This is a genomic window from Haemophilus parainfluenzae, assembly GCF_003252725.1.
GTDB lineage: Bacteria > Pseudomonadota > Gammaproteobacteria > Enterobacterales > Pasteurellaceae > Haemophilus_D > Haemophilus_D parainfluenzae_L.
Genome location: NZ_QEPO01000001.1, coordinates 129,880 through 144,987, shown reverse-complemented (window position 1 = coordinate 144,987; position 15,108 = coordinate 129,880). Strand labels below are relative to the sequence as shown.

At 40.2% G+C, this 15,108-nt stretch carries 12 protein-coding genes and 1 tRNA gene; 7 read left to right on the top strand and 6 right to left on the bottom strand.

The genetic code is table 11. The features are described 5' to 3' along the window. Positions 1-17: 17 nt before the first annotated feature. The 6 genes from metH to DPV85_RS00720 all read left to right on the top strand — a co-directional run bounded on the left by metH (position 18) and on the right by DPV85_RS00720 (position 8,705). Positions 18-3,710, top strand: a complete 3,693-nt coding sequence (metH, locus tag DPV85_RS00745; protein ID WP_111326434.1) for a methionine synthase — start codon at positions 18-20, stop codon at positions 3,708-3,710. A 45-nt stretch (positions 3,711-3,755) separates the two neighbouring features. After that, the gene (locus DPV85_RS00740) at positions 3,756-4,946 is read left to right on the top strand and encodes a phosphoribosyltransferase-like protein (RefSeq protein WP_111326432.1); all 1,191 of its coding nucleotides are present in this window, start codon (positions 3,756-3,758) and stop codon (positions 4,944-4,946) included. A gap of 223 nt (positions 4,947-5,169) precedes the next feature. Continuing rightward, the gene (locus tag DPV85_RS00735) at positions 5,170-6,306 is read left to right on the top strand and encodes a reverse transcriptase family protein (protein WP_111326430.1); all 1,137 of its coding nucleotides are present in this window, start codon (positions 5,170-5,172) and stop codon (positions 6,304-6,306) included. A 31-nt stretch (positions 6,307-6,337) separates the two neighbouring features. After that, the gene (locus DPV85_RS00730; protein WP_111326428.1) at positions 6,338-7,117 is read left to right on the top strand and encodes a hypothetical protein; all 780 of its coding nucleotides are present in this window, start codon (positions 6,338-6,340) and stop codon (positions 7,115-7,117) included. 309 nt (positions 7,118-7,426) lie between these two features. Beyond that, positions 7,427-8,065, top strand: a complete 639-nt coding sequence (locus DPV85_RS00725; RefSeq protein WP_243584627.1) for a hypothetical protein — start codon at positions 7,427-7,429, stop codon at positions 8,063-8,065. 172 nt (positions 8,066-8,237) lie between these two features. After that, positions 8,238-8,705 carry a hypothetical protein gene (locus DPV85_RS00720; RefSeq protein ID WP_111326425.1) on the top strand — a complete coding sequence of 156 codons (468 nt, stop codon included), beginning with the start codon at positions 8,238-8,240 and terminating at the stop codon, positions 8,703-8,705. Between the two features lie 89 nt (positions 8,706-8,794). Here DPV85_RS00720 and DPV85_RS00715 read toward each other — a convergent pair whose 3' ends face one another. The 6 genes from DPV85_RS00715 to DPV85_RS00690 form a co-directional block, all read right to left on the bottom strand. Further along, the gene (locus tag DPV85_RS00715) at positions 8,795-10,216 is read right to left on the bottom strand and encodes a sucrose-specific PTS transporter subunit IIBC (RefSeq protein ID WP_111326423.1); all 1,422 of its coding nucleotides are present in this window, start codon (positions 10,214-10,216) and stop codon (positions 8,795-8,797) included. Between the two features lie 127 nt (positions 10,217-10,343). Then, positions 10,344-10,429: transfer RNA gene (locus DPV85_RS00710), tRNA-Leu, on the bottom strand. 19 nt (positions 10,430-10,448) lie between these two features. Then, positions 10,449-10,796, bottom strand: a complete 348-nt coding sequence (gene secG, locus DPV85_RS00705; RefSeq protein WP_005696834.1) for a preprotein translocase subunit SecG — start codon at positions 10,794-10,796, stop codon at positions 10,449-10,451. A 116-nt stretch (positions 10,797-10,912) separates the two neighbouring features. After that, complete coding sequence (locus DPV85_RS00700; protein ID WP_111326421.1) at positions 10,913-12,856, bottom strand: DNA topoisomerase III; 1,944 nt, start codon at positions 12,854-12,856, stop codon at positions 10,913-10,915. A gap of 4 nt (positions 12,857-12,860) precedes the next feature. Beyond that, positions 12,861-13,463 carry a recombination mediator RecR gene (gene recR, locus DPV85_RS00695; RefSeq protein WP_005696838.1) on the bottom strand — a complete coding sequence of 201 codons (603 nt, stop codon included), beginning with the start codon at positions 13,461-13,463 and terminating at the stop codon, positions 12,861-12,863. A 61-nt stretch (positions 13,464-13,524) separates the two neighbouring features. Further along, complete coding sequence (locus DPV85_RS00690; RefSeq protein WP_005696839.1) at positions 13,525-13,854, bottom strand: YbaB/EbfC family nucleoid-associated protein; 330 nt, start codon at positions 13,852-13,854, stop codon at positions 13,525-13,527. Positions 13,855-13,989: 135 nt separating this feature from the next. Here DPV85_RS00690 and DPV85_RS00685 point away from each other — a divergent pair, with 135 nt between their 5' ends. Next, positions 13,990-15,081 (top strand): metallophosphoesterase, encoded by a 1,092-nt coding sequence (locus tag DPV85_RS00685; protein ID WP_111326419.1) that lies wholly within the window; start codon positions 13,990-13,992, stop codon positions 15,079-15,081. The last annotated feature ends 27 nt before the right edge of the window (positions 15,082-15,108 follow it).

The following is a 15,108-nucleotide window of genomic DNA, read 5'->3' as shown; positions in this document are numbered from 1 at the left end:
TTTAAAAAGAGCTGTCTATGTCACATAATCAAACCGAATTACTGAAAAAATCCCTCGCTGAACGCATCCTCATTTTAGATGGCGCGATGGGGACAATGATCCAAAAATACAAACTCACCGAGGCTGATTTTAGAGGCGAGCGTTTTAAAGAAAGTGCGGTTGATTTACGTGGCAATAATGACTTGCTCACCTTAACCCAACCGCTGCTAATTTCTGCGATTCATGAGAAATACTTACAAGCGGGCGCCGATATTATTGAAACCAATACTTTCAGTTCTACCACCATTGCGCAAGCGGATTATGATTTACAGTCTATTGCCTACGAACTGAATTTTGCAGGCGCAAAACTAGCGCGTTTGGCCGCTGATAAATACAGCACGCCAGAAAAACCTCGCTTTGTCGCCGGTGTATTAGGGCCAACTAACCGCACCGCCTCTATTTCTCCTGATGTAAACGACCCGGGTTTCCGTAATGTGACGTTTATGGAATTGGTCGATGCCTATGCTGAAGCGACCAAAGGCTTAATTGAAGGTGGTGCTGATTTAATCATGATCGAAACCATTTTCGACACGTTAAACGCAAAAGCCGCTATTTTCGCCATTGAAACCGTATTTGAAGAATTAGGTGTGGAATTGCCGATTATGATTTCCGGCACCATTACCGATGCTTCCGGCCGTACCCTTTCTGGGCAAACCACCGAAGCGTTCTACAACTCGCTTCGTCACGCTAAACCACTAACGTTCGGTTTGAACTGTGCGCTAGGCCCGAAAGAACTTCGCCAGTATGTTGAACAACTATCTAAAATCAGCGAAACCTATGTTTCCGTCCACCCAAATGCAGGCTTACCAAATGCCTTTGGTGGCTATGATCTAGGTGCTGAAGAGATGGCTGCACACCTTAAAGAATGGGCTGAAAGTGGCTTTGTGAACATTGTCGGTGGTTGTTGTGGTACGACGCCAGAGCATATCAAAGCCTTTGCTGATGCAATGCAAGGTATTGCACCACGTAAATTGCCTGAAATTAAAACCGCAATGCGTTTATCCGGCTTAGAGCCACTGAATATTGATGATGAAAGCCTATTCGTGAACGTGGGCGAACGTAATAACGTGACAGGTTCGGCGAAATTCAAACGTTTAATTAAAGAAGACAAATTTGCTGAAGCCATTGAAATTGCTATCGACCAAGTGGAAAACGGCGCGCAAGTGATCGACGTCAATATGGACGAAGCCTTGCTCGACGGCAAAAAATGCATGACCCGTTTCCTCAATATTATGGCGACCGAGCCTGATGCCGCTAAAGTGCCAGTCATGATCGACTCATCTAAATGGGAAGTAATTGAGGCAGGTTTGCAGTCGGTACAAGGTAAACCAATTGTGAACTCTATTTCGTTAAAAGAAGGCGAAGAAATCTTTATTGAACACGCTAAACTGGTGCGTAAATATGGTGCCGCCGTAGTGGTCATGGCGTTTGATGAAGTGGGTCAAGCCGATACTGAAAATCGCAAAGTCGAAATTTGTAGTCGTGCTTATGACATTTTAGTCAATCAACTTGGCTTCCCACCAGAAGATATTATTTTCGACCCGAACATTTTCGCCATTGGTACGGGGATTGAAGAACACAACAACTACGGCGTGGATTTCATCAATGCCACTGGTCGCATCAAACGTGCGCTACCGCACGCGAAAATCTCGGGCGGGGTGTCAAATGTGTCTTTCTCATTCCGTGGTAACAACGTGATGCGTGAAGCCATTCATGCCGTCTTCCTCTATCACGCTATCAAACAAGGCATGGATATGGGGATTGTGAATGCAGGACAACTTGCGATTTATGACGATCTCGATCCTGAATTACGTGAAATCGTAGAAGATGCGGTATTAAACCGCAGCCCTGATGCCACCGAAAAACTACTCGATATTGCAGAAAAATATCGTAACCAAGGCAACGATGAAAGTGCGGTCGATTCTGTGGCTGAATGGCGTACTTGGCCGGTTGAAGAACGTTTAAAACACGCGCTTGTGAAAGGGATTACTACTTACATTGTGGAAGATACGGAAGAAGCTCGCCAAACCTTACCAAGCCCATTAGATGTGATTGAAGGTCCGCTAATGGCAGGCATGGACGTAGTCGGCGATTTATTCGGTGACGGTAAAATGTTCCTGCCACAAGTGGTGAAATCTGCACGCGTGATGAAACAATCCGTGGCGTATTTAGAGCCATTCATCAACGCCACCAAACAAAAAGGTTCAAGCAACGGTAAAGTGGTGATTGCGACTGTAAAAGGCGACGTGCACGATATCGGTAAAAACATCGTAAGCGTAGTAATGCAATGTAATAACTTTGAAGTGATTGACTTGGGCGTGATGGTGCCAGCGGACAAAATCATTCAAACCGCCATTGATGAAAAAGCCGATATCATTGCTTTAAGTGGTTTGATTACCCCTTCTTTAGATGAGATGGAATACTTCTTGGGTGAAATGACTCGCTTAGGCTTAAATCTGCCTGTAATGATTGGCGGTGCGACCACCTCTAAAGAACATACAGCCATTAAACTTTATCCAAAATATAAAGAACACGGCGTATTCTATACCTCAAATGCATCACGCGCGGTCACGGTGTGTGCGACATTAATGAACCCAGAAAGCCGTGCGGCATTGTGGGAACAGTTCAAGAAAGATTACGAGAAAATTCAGCAATCTTTCTCTAACCGTAAACCGCTTCGTAAACAACTGAGCATTGAAGAAGCACGTGCAAACCGCTTTGATGGCTTTAGTGGCGAATGGGCAGATTACGTGCCGCCAAAACCAAACCAAACCGGTATTGTGGAATTTAAAAACGTACCGATTGCCACATTACGTAAATTTATCGACTGGTCGCCATTCTTCCGCATTTGGGGCTTAATGGGTGGCTACCCTGACGCTTTCGATTATCCAGAAGGCGGCGAAGAAGCACGCAAAGTGTGGAATGATGCACAAGTGGTTTTAGATGAATTAGAGCAAAACCATAAACTCAACCCAAGCGGTATTTTAGGCATTTTCCCTGCGGAACGTGTGGGCGATGATGTGGTGTTATTTTCTGATGAAGAACGCACACAAACCATTGGCACCGCTTATGGCTTACGCCAACAAACCGAACGAGGCAAAAACAGCAAAAGCCCATTTAACTTCTGCTTAAGCGACTTTATCGCCGATCGCGAAAGCGGTAAAAAAGACTGGTTCGGCATGTTCGCTGTCTGTGCGGGTATTGAAGAAATGGAATTAGTGGAAGGCTATAAAGCGGCAGGCGATGACTATAACGCCATCTTGTTACAAGCTGTGGGCGACCGCTTAGCTGAAGCCATGGCAGAATACTTGCACTTTGAGCTACGCACCCGCATTTGGGGGTACACGCAAGAGGAATTCGACAACCAAGGGTTAATCAATGAAAACTATGTCGGCATCCGTCCTGCACCGGGTTATCCAAGCTGCCCTGAACATACTGAAAAAGCCTTGATTTGGGATTTATTAGAAGTAGAACAACGCATCGGTATGAAACTCACCGAAAGCTACGCCATGTGGCCTGCAGCTTCTGTCTGCGGTTGGTACTTCACCCACCCTGCAAGTAACTATTTCACTTTAGGTCGCATTGATGAAGACCAAGCTCAAGATTATGCCAAACGTAAAGGTTGGGATGAGAGAGAGATGATGAAGTGGTTGGGTGTGGCGATGAAGTAGATATTTACTACCAACTCTAGAAAAAAATAATGAAGATATAAAACTATGACTAAAAATAAATCATTCGTTAAAAGTTTATCTCCAGCAAAAATAGACTCATCCCCCGAAATTCAAGACTGGCTTTCTCAATTTCCAGCAGGAAGTCAGCCTTTAGCAAAATTATTATTAAGCCATTTGAAATTTATTTCTCGTGATGATTATTCTAGATGGGTGAGCCAGACTATTTTATCTTTCTTAGATGAGGAATCTACTTTTGCCCTGTATTCTGTTAGAAAATTAAATATTCCAAAAACCTCAACCTCTCCTTATTATTGGGAAAAAAATAAAGAAGCTATTTATAGACCTGGAACATCTCAGGGAAGTGAAGATCTAGTTTACTCATTAATATCTAATTTAGTACGCCAAAATAGTAAATTTTTATTAGACCATCCATCACTAGATGAACTTAAAGATAAAAAAGTTAGAAACTATATTCTAATTGATGATTCCATCGGTAGTGGAGATAGAGTATCTGAATTTATTAATTCAATGTTAAAACACCCCACATTTTTCAGTTGGTGGAATTTTGGTTGGGTTAATATTCATATTGTTAGCTTTTCTCGTTTTCACGAGTCTGAAAAAAAAATAATTATGAATATTAGGGGAAAAGATAAAGCCGGAAATAAAATTAAAAAGTTGTCTAAAATTACATTTACAAGCAAATTCGTTTACCATAAAAACTGGATAAATTCTCGCTGGGGAAAAAACTATGAGCAACTCATAGAATTATGTAAAAATCAGACCCAAATACTCTCTTGGGCAAGATTAGGGTATCGGAAAGTATTCTCCAATATTATTTTTTATCATAGCGTACCTAATAATACCCCAGGAATTATATGGTTTGAAGCACCTAATTGGAAACCATTAATGCCACAAAGATCAGTTCCAACATGGCTTGTAAATTTGCTTGAAATGAATGATGAAATTAATATCTCCGCCCCTATAAGTGATGAACTTTTGAATATTCTAAGACTAATTAAAAGAGGAATTAAGAAACCAAGCAGCATATCTCAAAGACTTGCCGTTGATGTAAAATATGCAAATAATTTGCTAAGTCATATAAAAAAGATGGGATTAATAGATGAAAATACTCGATTAACATGTAGAGGATTAGATTTTCTCTATAAAAAAAGAAATATTAACTTGCCATCTTGGGACTATAACATGTATATTCCTAAATCCTGGTGTGTGGATTAAAAAACATTTAGCCATCAATATTGTTGATAGTATTGATGAATCTGCGAAACTTTTAGTTTCATAGGTGGGGATATTGGATAAATATCTCTGGATAAATCTTATGTTATGGCAGTTAGACTGCCCTTCAGCATCAATCCTAGCTTTTCCTACGATGTCTCGGGATAGGATTGATGTTGATGGTTCCCCCCCTCGAACGGGAGGGAGAACCCAAAAGGAAAAGTAAATGGAAATTTTTTCTGCACACCAGCTATTTAATAAAGCTTCCTCTAAACTTGGCGATGTTTCAGCTAAAAAGCTAGTTAGCTATTATCAGAATCTACAGACTCAAAATCTACCTATAATTTTTACATTACGTCATTTATCAAAAATTACTAGCACACACTATCTCGTCCTGAGAAAAACAATTATGCGCCGTAGAGAGAGGGTTAATTATCGAATATTTTCTATTAGAAAGCGTTCTGGTGGATACCGATATATTCATCAAGTCAATAAAGAACTATTTAAAGTTCAGCAATTTATAAATTCTGAAATACTACAAAAAACACTACCACACCCAGCTTCTTTTGCATTTCACTCTAATGGAGGAGTAAAAAGATGTGCTTTAAAGCATTGCGGGGCAAAATGGTTATTTCAATATGATTTAAAGGATTTTTTCTATACAATAAACGAAAAAAATGTATATGAGATATTCTATAATCTGGGCTATCGTTCTCTTTTAGCTTTTGAATTAGCAAGAATATGCACGACTACACGCCTGCCTAAATGTCTAAAAAATTACATAAATTCTTATTCCAATTGTATAAATTATAAATTTTATAATAATCATCTACTTGGCATATTACCTCAGGGAGCTCCAACTAGTCCTATGCTTAGTAATTTAGCTGCATTTGAGCTAGACACATTATTGACTGATTTAGCAAAAAAACATGACCTTGTTTATACAAGATACGCTGATGATATTACCTTTTCGACATATTTAGATAAAAGAAAAGAAAAATTTACGATACATAAAGATATTGTAAAAACCATCGTAGAAAGTGGATTTATTATAAATAATAAAAAAACTAGAATTGCAGGTCCAGGAGCTAGAAAAATTGTACTTGGTTTATTAGTAGATGGAGAAAAACCTAGAGTTCCCAAAGAAACATATAAAAGAATAGAGCGTCTTTTATATGCTTCTAATAAATATGGACTAATAGAAACAGCTAAACATGAGAACTTTGATACACCATATGGATTTTATAATCATATCTCAGGGTTAATGGCATTCGTTAAAGATGTTGACTTTGAAAGATGGAAATATTTGAATAATGTCTTTTCAAAAATAGAAGACCCATTAAATATATTTATTCAAAACTAACCCAAAAATCCCACTGCTTGTAAGGAACCCTATGAAAAAAATTATCTCTTTGCTTTGCTTAGTATTAGCTGCTTGTTCTAGTAACAAGGCTTCATCTTCTCCTGAAGAAATCACATACATTTCAGAATCTTCCGGACTGCGGCATATCAGTGATGATATTGTGTATATTCGAGATATTATCAAAACCCCAGATAACAAAATTTACTTACTTGGTGATACCGAAGATTACGAGTTTTCAGGGGCTGAAATAGAATATCTTCGACCTTTGTTACAACCTGAATACATCACACCAATGTTAAAAAAAGAAGACAAAAATTACGACCTTAGCATCGGTATTTATGCTGATCGTAGCCATAATAATGTCCAGTTAAAATATCGTTTGAATATGCCAGTTAAGCATATAAAAACATTACGCCAAAGTCTTCAGGGGCTAAAACCACGCTGGACTAACTATTACAACGATGGGGGATGCAATACAAATGATTTCTTCTATCCAGCACCTGCTGATTGCAAAGGAAAAGAACGCCCAACTCAACTCGTATTCGAAATAGATGCCCAAGAAGATAGACTCAATGGGAAAATCGTAAAACTAAGTAACCGAGATGATATTCTGAAAAATCCATCTCTTCCTATTGCAATAAGATCGTATGTATATAATTATCGTCTAAAAACAGATAAAGAAAAACGTTCAGAAAAATGGGAGGATACAAAAGAGGCTGCTAAAGACGGGGTTAAAGATACGCTAATGATTATTACCGCACCAATATGGCTGCCTGTTATCTACTTTGGTTTCAAAGACAGAATTGGCTAATTCAAAGAACACTATTATCAATAGCACCACCCCAAGTGTTGGTGCTATTTTTTCTTTCATTTCATACTTTCTCGACATTTAGCCATTCCTATAAAAGATAAATAGCAAAATAATTTTCTATTCAGTAAAATCATTTTAAATCCAGATATTTGTGAGGCCCCTTATGAAAAAAATTATCTCTTTGCTTTGCTTTGCTTATTATTAGCAGCTTGTTCTAGTAACAATACGCCACCTGCTTACGACAGTACGACGCCCTTTCACCTATATATGACTCACTTGGGAGATGAAAAAATATTGATTCGAAGTATTGTGAAAACACCGGATAATAAAACTTATTTACTGAGTGATAACGAAGATTATGAGCTTTCAGGCATTGATGCGCTTTATTTACAACCTTTATTCCAGCCTGAATACATGACAAAGCTTTTAAAATCCAATAGAAGTGATGATAAATTTTATCTAGCGCTTTCCTTTGCTGCTGACCGTAGTAATAACCTTGTTAAAGTATACTATGAGTTAGTATTACCGATGAAATACCTTAATACGCTTCGTCAAAGCCTAAAGGGACTAGAGCAACGTTGGAAGGTATTTTATGATGGCGGTGATTGCCATATAAGTGATTTTTTCCACCAAGAACCGTCAGAATGTAAAGGTGGACCTAGAACCAAAATTACCCTTTATATGGGATGGGTAGAGAAGCCAATAATCAATGGGCGTATCGTGAAATTGAATAACCGTGATGAAATTTTGAAAAAATCCTCACGCTCTATACCAATACCTGCATATCTTAATAATTATCGTCTAAAAACAGATGAAGAAATTCGATCAGAGAAACAAGATAAGATGAAAGAATCAGCCAAATATAGAGCAAAAGAAGCCTTTGACATCATTACTGCACCAATTTACTACCTTATGTTGATCGTGGCGGGTCCTGTTATGGGCAAGTAGTTACTTATCATATTTCATTTTCTTTATAATGGCGCACGCTCGCGGCATGTGCCAAATTTTACTAAAAAACACTTCAAAAACTCACCGCACTTTCCCCTTTGTATATTGCACTATCCCCAATTTCCGCTATTATACTCCCTTTCTCATTCACTCTACTCTCGGAACTTTATCAATGAATAAATTTAAAATAGCATTACTCACGGCTGCATTCGTAGGGTTGTTTGCTTGTACCACAACACAACAACCAAAGAAAACCGTTAAAACACGATACCTTAAAAATAACATTAGCCAAGCGGAATTAAACAATCCGAAAGACTACAAACGTTATTATTATTCTTGCCGTAATTCAGAAACGGGGGCAAGTTCGTATTTAACCACTTACTTTCCGCTTTCAAGAGAAAGTCGCATGAAAGATAACTTTGGTATTTATTTCCAATTAGACGGTGGAAAAGCAGTGCCGTTTGATCATGTGGAAAATCGTACCTTAAATGCACGTGGAAATCGCTTTGAAGTGATTTATCGCTCTTATGAGCCGATTGATGGCAGTTATGTTGATTTAATCGCACGTGAAAATAATTCTGTGTACTACAAGAATAATCAAGGCATAAGAAGCACCTGGTTAAACTGTCGAGAAGGCTAATTTTCACTGAAAGTGCGGTCATTTTTAGACGCATTTTTCCAAACAAAAAAGCACGAGGTTAAACTCGTGCTTTTTCTTTTGTATCTCGATTATGCTTTTGCTTGTGCGCGTTTCACAAAAATGACAGAAAGCGTGAATGCCACTACAAATGAAATCACCATACCGATGCTGTACATTGCAAGACTATCTGGTTTGATAGATGGAATACCCAAGAAACCTGCAGCACCTAATGCAATGGCTTTTACATTGAAGAATGCGATAAAGGCACTTGATAAGCCTGAACCAATCATCGCCGCAAAGAAAGCCTGACGATAGCGTAAGTTCACCCCGAACATTGCAGGTTCAGTAATCCCTAATAATGCAGAGATACCAGATGGCACCGCTAAACCGCGTACTTTTGGATCTTTTAATGCCACTGCCACACCTAAACAGGCCGCACCTTGTGCGATGTTTGACATTGCGGCGATTGGGAAAATGAATGTACCGCCTGTATTTGCCATTTCAGCTAATAATTGTGTTTCAACTGCAATGAAGGTTTGGTGCATACCGGTAATCACGATTGGTGCATAGAATGCCCCGAAGATTGCACCACCAACGAAGCCTAAGGTGTCATATAACCAAGTTAAGCCTGATGCAATTAATGAACCCGCTTCACGGCCGATTGGACCGATTACGGTAAATGCTAAGAAGCCTGCAATAAAGAGCGAGAATAATGGGGTAATGAGATTATCTAAGTAAGAAGGCACAAACTTACGGAAGGTTTTTTCTAAGGTTGCTAATACCCAAGCAGAAACTAATGTTGGGATAACCGTGCCTTGATAGCCGACTTTTTCAATTTCAAGACCGAATACATTCCAGTATTGGATTTTGCCTTGCGCAAGGGTTAATGCGTAGTTCCAACCGTCTGCTAATGCAGGGTGAACCAACAACATCCCAAGCGCTGCCCCTAAGAATGGGTTACCGCCGAATTTACGGGTTGCAGAGAAACCAAGTAATACCGGTAAGAACACAAACGGTGCGTTCGCGATGGTATTAATGAAGTCCACCAAATCTGCAAGACCTGGGTGCATATCAATCACGCTTAACTCGTCAACGAAGAAACCTTTCGCTGTAAGCATGGAGTGAATACCCATTAACAAACCGCCAGCTACGATTGCCGGAATGATTGGCACGAAAATATCCGCTAAGCCTTTCACCAAACGTTGCAATAAGTTTTGATTACCTGACGCTGCTTCTGCCACTTCGGCTTTGCTCACATCGCCAATACCAAGCAATTTGGTAAGTTCAGCATGGACTTTATTCACCGTACCTGAACCAAAGATAATTTGATATTGACCGGCGACAGCAAACTGCCCTTTCACGCCTTCAATGTTATCAATACCTTCTTTGTCCACTTTGCTTTCATCGTTTAGCACAATACGTAAACGCGTTGCACAATGTGCTGCTGTTGCGATGTTTTCTTTGCCACCAAGCTTATCAATCACTTGCTGGGCGATTTGAGGGAAGTTCATAGTGCTCTCCTAATGGGTTTCTAGAAAAAGAAAATCGACAGATTGTAACCAAAACAGGGGATAATAACTAGCTATTCAAGCAAATTTTAGGCGAAAAAAAACCGACTTAATTAAGTCGGTTTATAATTGGTGCTCTGGGCGAGACTTGAACTCGCACGGCCTGCGGCCACTACCCCCTCAAGATAGCGTGTCTACCAATTCCACCACCAGAGCGTTTATTCTGTTTTATTCCTTATTGCGGAATATCGTTATTTTTGTTTTCAACTGCTGGAGCAGCTTGTTGTTGCTGTTGTTGAACTTGTTCAGCAGTTTGAGATAAATCGTCAAATGAACCTTTTTGTACGTTACCACGGTGAGAGTTGATATTACCCAACACTAAAGCAATCACAAAAAAGCCAGTTGCTAAGATTGCGCTGGTACGGGTTAAGAAGTTACCTGCACCTGCAGAACCAAACATGGTACCTGATGCACCGCCGCCAAATGACGCACCTGCGTTCGCACCTTTACCTTGTTGAACAAGGATAAAGCCGATTAAGGCGATACAAACTAATACATAAATAAATAATAAAATATTGTACATTATTCTTTCTTCTCTAAATTGCGATTTCGCAAGAAAACTGGGAGCAAATGTTATATAAAATTCATGCTTTTCGCAAGCGCTTTCCCATTTTTTTTACTTAATTGTATTAAGTTTAATCAATTTTCAGCGTTTAAATCTTCCGATTTTTTGACCGCTCTTTTTCGTTTAACGGATGTCGCATTTAAACCTTTTGAAATCTGACTTAAACGACGTAATGCAGTGAAATCCACAAAGCGCACTAAATCTGGCAACATTTGATTAAGCGTAAACATAAATTGCTGATAACTCGCCTGTTTTTGGCTGATATCCGTTAACTGCGCTTCCCAATGTGCCGTCATATCAGGTTGTGTGGCAATATCTGGTAACGCTGAAATGAGGATCCGCCCCGTTTCTGTGCTGTGAATATTGCGTCCTTTTTTCGTCAAAAAACCGCGTTTAAACAGCAATTCAATAATGCCCGCTCGGGTGGCTTCTGTGCCAAGTCCATCTGTTTCACGCAGAATTTTTTTCAATTCTTTATTTTGCACAAAGCGCGCAATGCCTGTCATGGCGGAAAGCAACGTCGCATCAGTAAATGGTTTTGGCGGTTGCGTTTTTTTGCTCACCACTTCGCCTCTTTCACAGTAAAGGATCTGTCCTTTCTTCACGATCGGCAATAGCGGCTCTTGATTTTCATCTTCATCTTCTTTACCAAGCAATTCTTTCCAACCTGCGGTTTGCAAGTTGCGCGCTTGAGCCACAAAAGTACCACCTGCAATACTTAAGGTAATTTTACTTTTACGATATTCCGCATCTGGACAGAATTGTAATAAATACTGGCGTGCAATCAATTCATAAATACGTTGTTCATCAATACTTAAATTGATCGAGCGCATGTTAGCTGTCGGAATAATTGCATGGTGCGCTTCCACTTTTTTATCATTCCAGCAACGATTGCGCTGCTCGCTATCCACCACCGATGGCAAGGTTTGATAAGTCTGACAATGCTGTGAAATCGCATTCATCACTTTATGTCGTTCAGCAAAATGCTCTTCCGGCAAATAGCGACAATCAGAACGTGGATAAGTAATCAAACGATGGGTTTCATATAAACGTTGACAGGTATCCAACACGCTTTGCGCTGACATGCCAAACCGTTTTGCCGCATCAATCTGCAATGCTGACAAGGAATAAGGTAAAGGCGCCGTTTCTTTTTCTCGCTTATCTACATATTCGGTCACTTCGGCAGGTTGATCAGTAATGCGTTTCACCACATTTTCGGCTAAGCCTAAAGATAGTACACGACCATCTTCATCTTGGTAATCTTCACAAGCCTTACTCGGTTGCCAAAGTGCCGAAAAAAGTGCGGTCGGATTTTCAGACGTTTTTTCGTCTTTCACCCATGCCAACACTTCATAGAAATCTTTGGGTTGGAAATTTTCAATTTCCAAATCACGGCGAACAATCAAGCCTAATACGGGGGTTTGCACTCGCCCAACGGAAAGCACGCCATCATAACCCGCTTGGCGACCGCGAATGGTATAAGCACGAGTCATATTAATGCCGTACAGCCAGTCCGCACGCGCACGCGCCAGTGCAGAGGTAGCCAATGGAATAAAATGACGATTAGGTTGGAGTTTTTGTACCGCTTTTTCGACCGCACTTGGGTTAAGATCGCTAATCAAACAACGCAAAATCCCATCACGTTTTTCCGCTGATAAATTGACATAGCTAAACACTTCATCCACCAGCAACTGCCCTTCTCTATCCGGGTCACCTGCGTTAACTAAAACATCGGCTTGATGAATCAGTTTTTCTACCACGGAAAGTTGTTTTTTGACTTCCTTTCGCGGTAACAAAATCCATTTTTCAGGAATGATAGGTAAATGTTCTAAACGCCATTGTTTGAATTTAGGATCGTAGGCATCCGGTTCTGCTTGTTCGAGCAAATGCCCCACGCACCAAGTCACCACATCATCATTGCCGCATTTAATAAAACCATCACCCCGTTGATGAGGTTTTGGCAATACATCGGCAATCGCTCGCCCAAGACTGGGTTTCTCGGCAATAAACAGGCGCATAAAATTAGTCGATCTGACGACGACCTAAGAAAGAGTGGGTTAAGGTCGTGCCATCCACGGTTTCTAATTCCCCACCGACAGGGATCCCGTGAGCAATACGACTCACTTTAATATTATGTTGATGGCAAATTTCAGCAATATAATTAGCTGTGGCGTCGCCTTCTACCGTTGGGTTCGTGGCTAAAATCACTTCGTGGAAAGATTCTTCTACCAGACGTTTTTGCAATAAATCTAAACCAATCTCTTTTGGACCAATACCATCTAAAGGCGATAAATGCCCCATTAAGACAAAATAACGCCCAGAAAATTGTCCTGTTTGCTCAATGGCCTGAATGTCTGCCGGCATTTCCACCACGCAAAGCAAACCTGAATTTTGGCGACGAGGATTGTTACAAATATTGCACGTTTCCTCTTCGGTAAAATCACGACACTGTGAACAATGCCCAATTTTAGACATTGCTTCCGTTAACGCGCGTGCTAAGTTCATCCCACCGCTACGGTTGCGCTGTAAAAGATGATAAGCCATACGCTGCGCTGATTTCGGGCCGACACCCGGCAAGCAACGAAGATTTTCAATAAGATGTTCTAAAAGTGGACTGCTTTGCATAGTATTTATGATGGGAGAAAATGGATGGTGTGTGAATCGATAAACACACACACCCGATGAATTAAAATGGAAGTTTCATTCCTGGCGGCAATGGCATGCCTGCGGTTACAGAAGCCATTTTTTCTTTTTGTAATTCTTCTGCACGACGGACAGCATCGTTGAATGCGGCAGCAATTAAATCTTCCAACATTTCTTTGTCGTCTTCCATTAAAGAAGGATCGATCTCAATACGACGACAGTTGTGCGCACCATTAATCGTGATTTTTACTAAACCTGCACCGCTTTCGCCAGTTACTTCTAATTGGGCAATTTCTTCCTGCATTTTTTGCATTTTTTCTTGCATTTGTTGGGCTTGTTTCATTAAGCCGCCTAAACCGCCTTTTCCGAACATTGGATTTTCCTTCTTGAATTAACTAAAACGAGCCGCATTTTAGCGAAAAAATTTGCCTTTGGGAACAGAGAAATTTATTATTCCACACTTCAAAACCGGGTCAAAAACGACCGCACTTTTATTTAGGAATTGCAGATGGAAACTCGTTATTACTTTATATTTACGGCAGCCATTATTTTGTTACAACTGCTGATTTATATTTTTAATAAAACGCTGATTTGGTGGCTGAACAAACCACTCTCTCAAAGGGCAAGACGAACTATCACTTTTACCAGTTTTTTGCTTCCTAATGCCTTAGTTATTTGTCATTTTTTAAAGCTTTTTACGGTATTTCGACTTATTGCTTTAGTGCTCGCGCTGCTTCTTTTTTCAGCCTTTGCGAGCATTGCTGTGGGATGTATTCACTTCCTTTTCCGAAAATCCAAATCCATCGCAAAAATCGACCGCACTTTGCGTATTGCTTATCCCGTTTTATTTATTGGTATCACTGCCTTAAGTGTGTATAACGCCTATGTCACCCGTGTTATTCATTATGAAATTACGCTAGATAAACCGATTAAACCATTGCGAATTGGCATGGCAAGCGATCTCCACTTAGGCAAATTATTTGGCGGGAAAGAATTGGATAAATTGGCTGATATTATGCAGCAGGAAAAGGTCGATATCATTTTACTGCCTGGCGATATTATGGATGATAACGTCAACGCTTATTTAGCCGAAAAAATGCAACCCCATTTAGCGAAACTCAAAGCCCCAATGGGCGTTTATGCCACACTCGGCAATCATGACTTATTCGGTGACCAAGATCGAATTGATCAAGAAATTCGCAAAGCGGGTATTACCGTGTTAAGAGATGAAACATTAACATTAAATAATGAATTGGTACTGATTGGACGAAATGACAATCTTGCTCACGATAGACCAAGTACCGAGACGTTATTAAAACAAGTGAATACTGACTTACCGATCATTCTATTGGATCACCGTCCAACAGATATCGAAAAACATGCTTCACTCCCGCTTGATATTCAAGTTTCTGGGCATGCGCATAAAGGGCAAGTATTCCCCGCGAGTTTGATCACAAAAATGATGTATCGTTTGGATTATGGTCATGAAAAAATTGGCAATCCACATGTTTTTGTCACTTCAGGTTATGGCTTCTGGGGCATTCCAATGCGCTTAGGTTCTCAGTCTGAAGTGATTATTATTGACGTGAAAGGGAAATAAAAAAGAGCGGTCAAAAATGACCGCTCT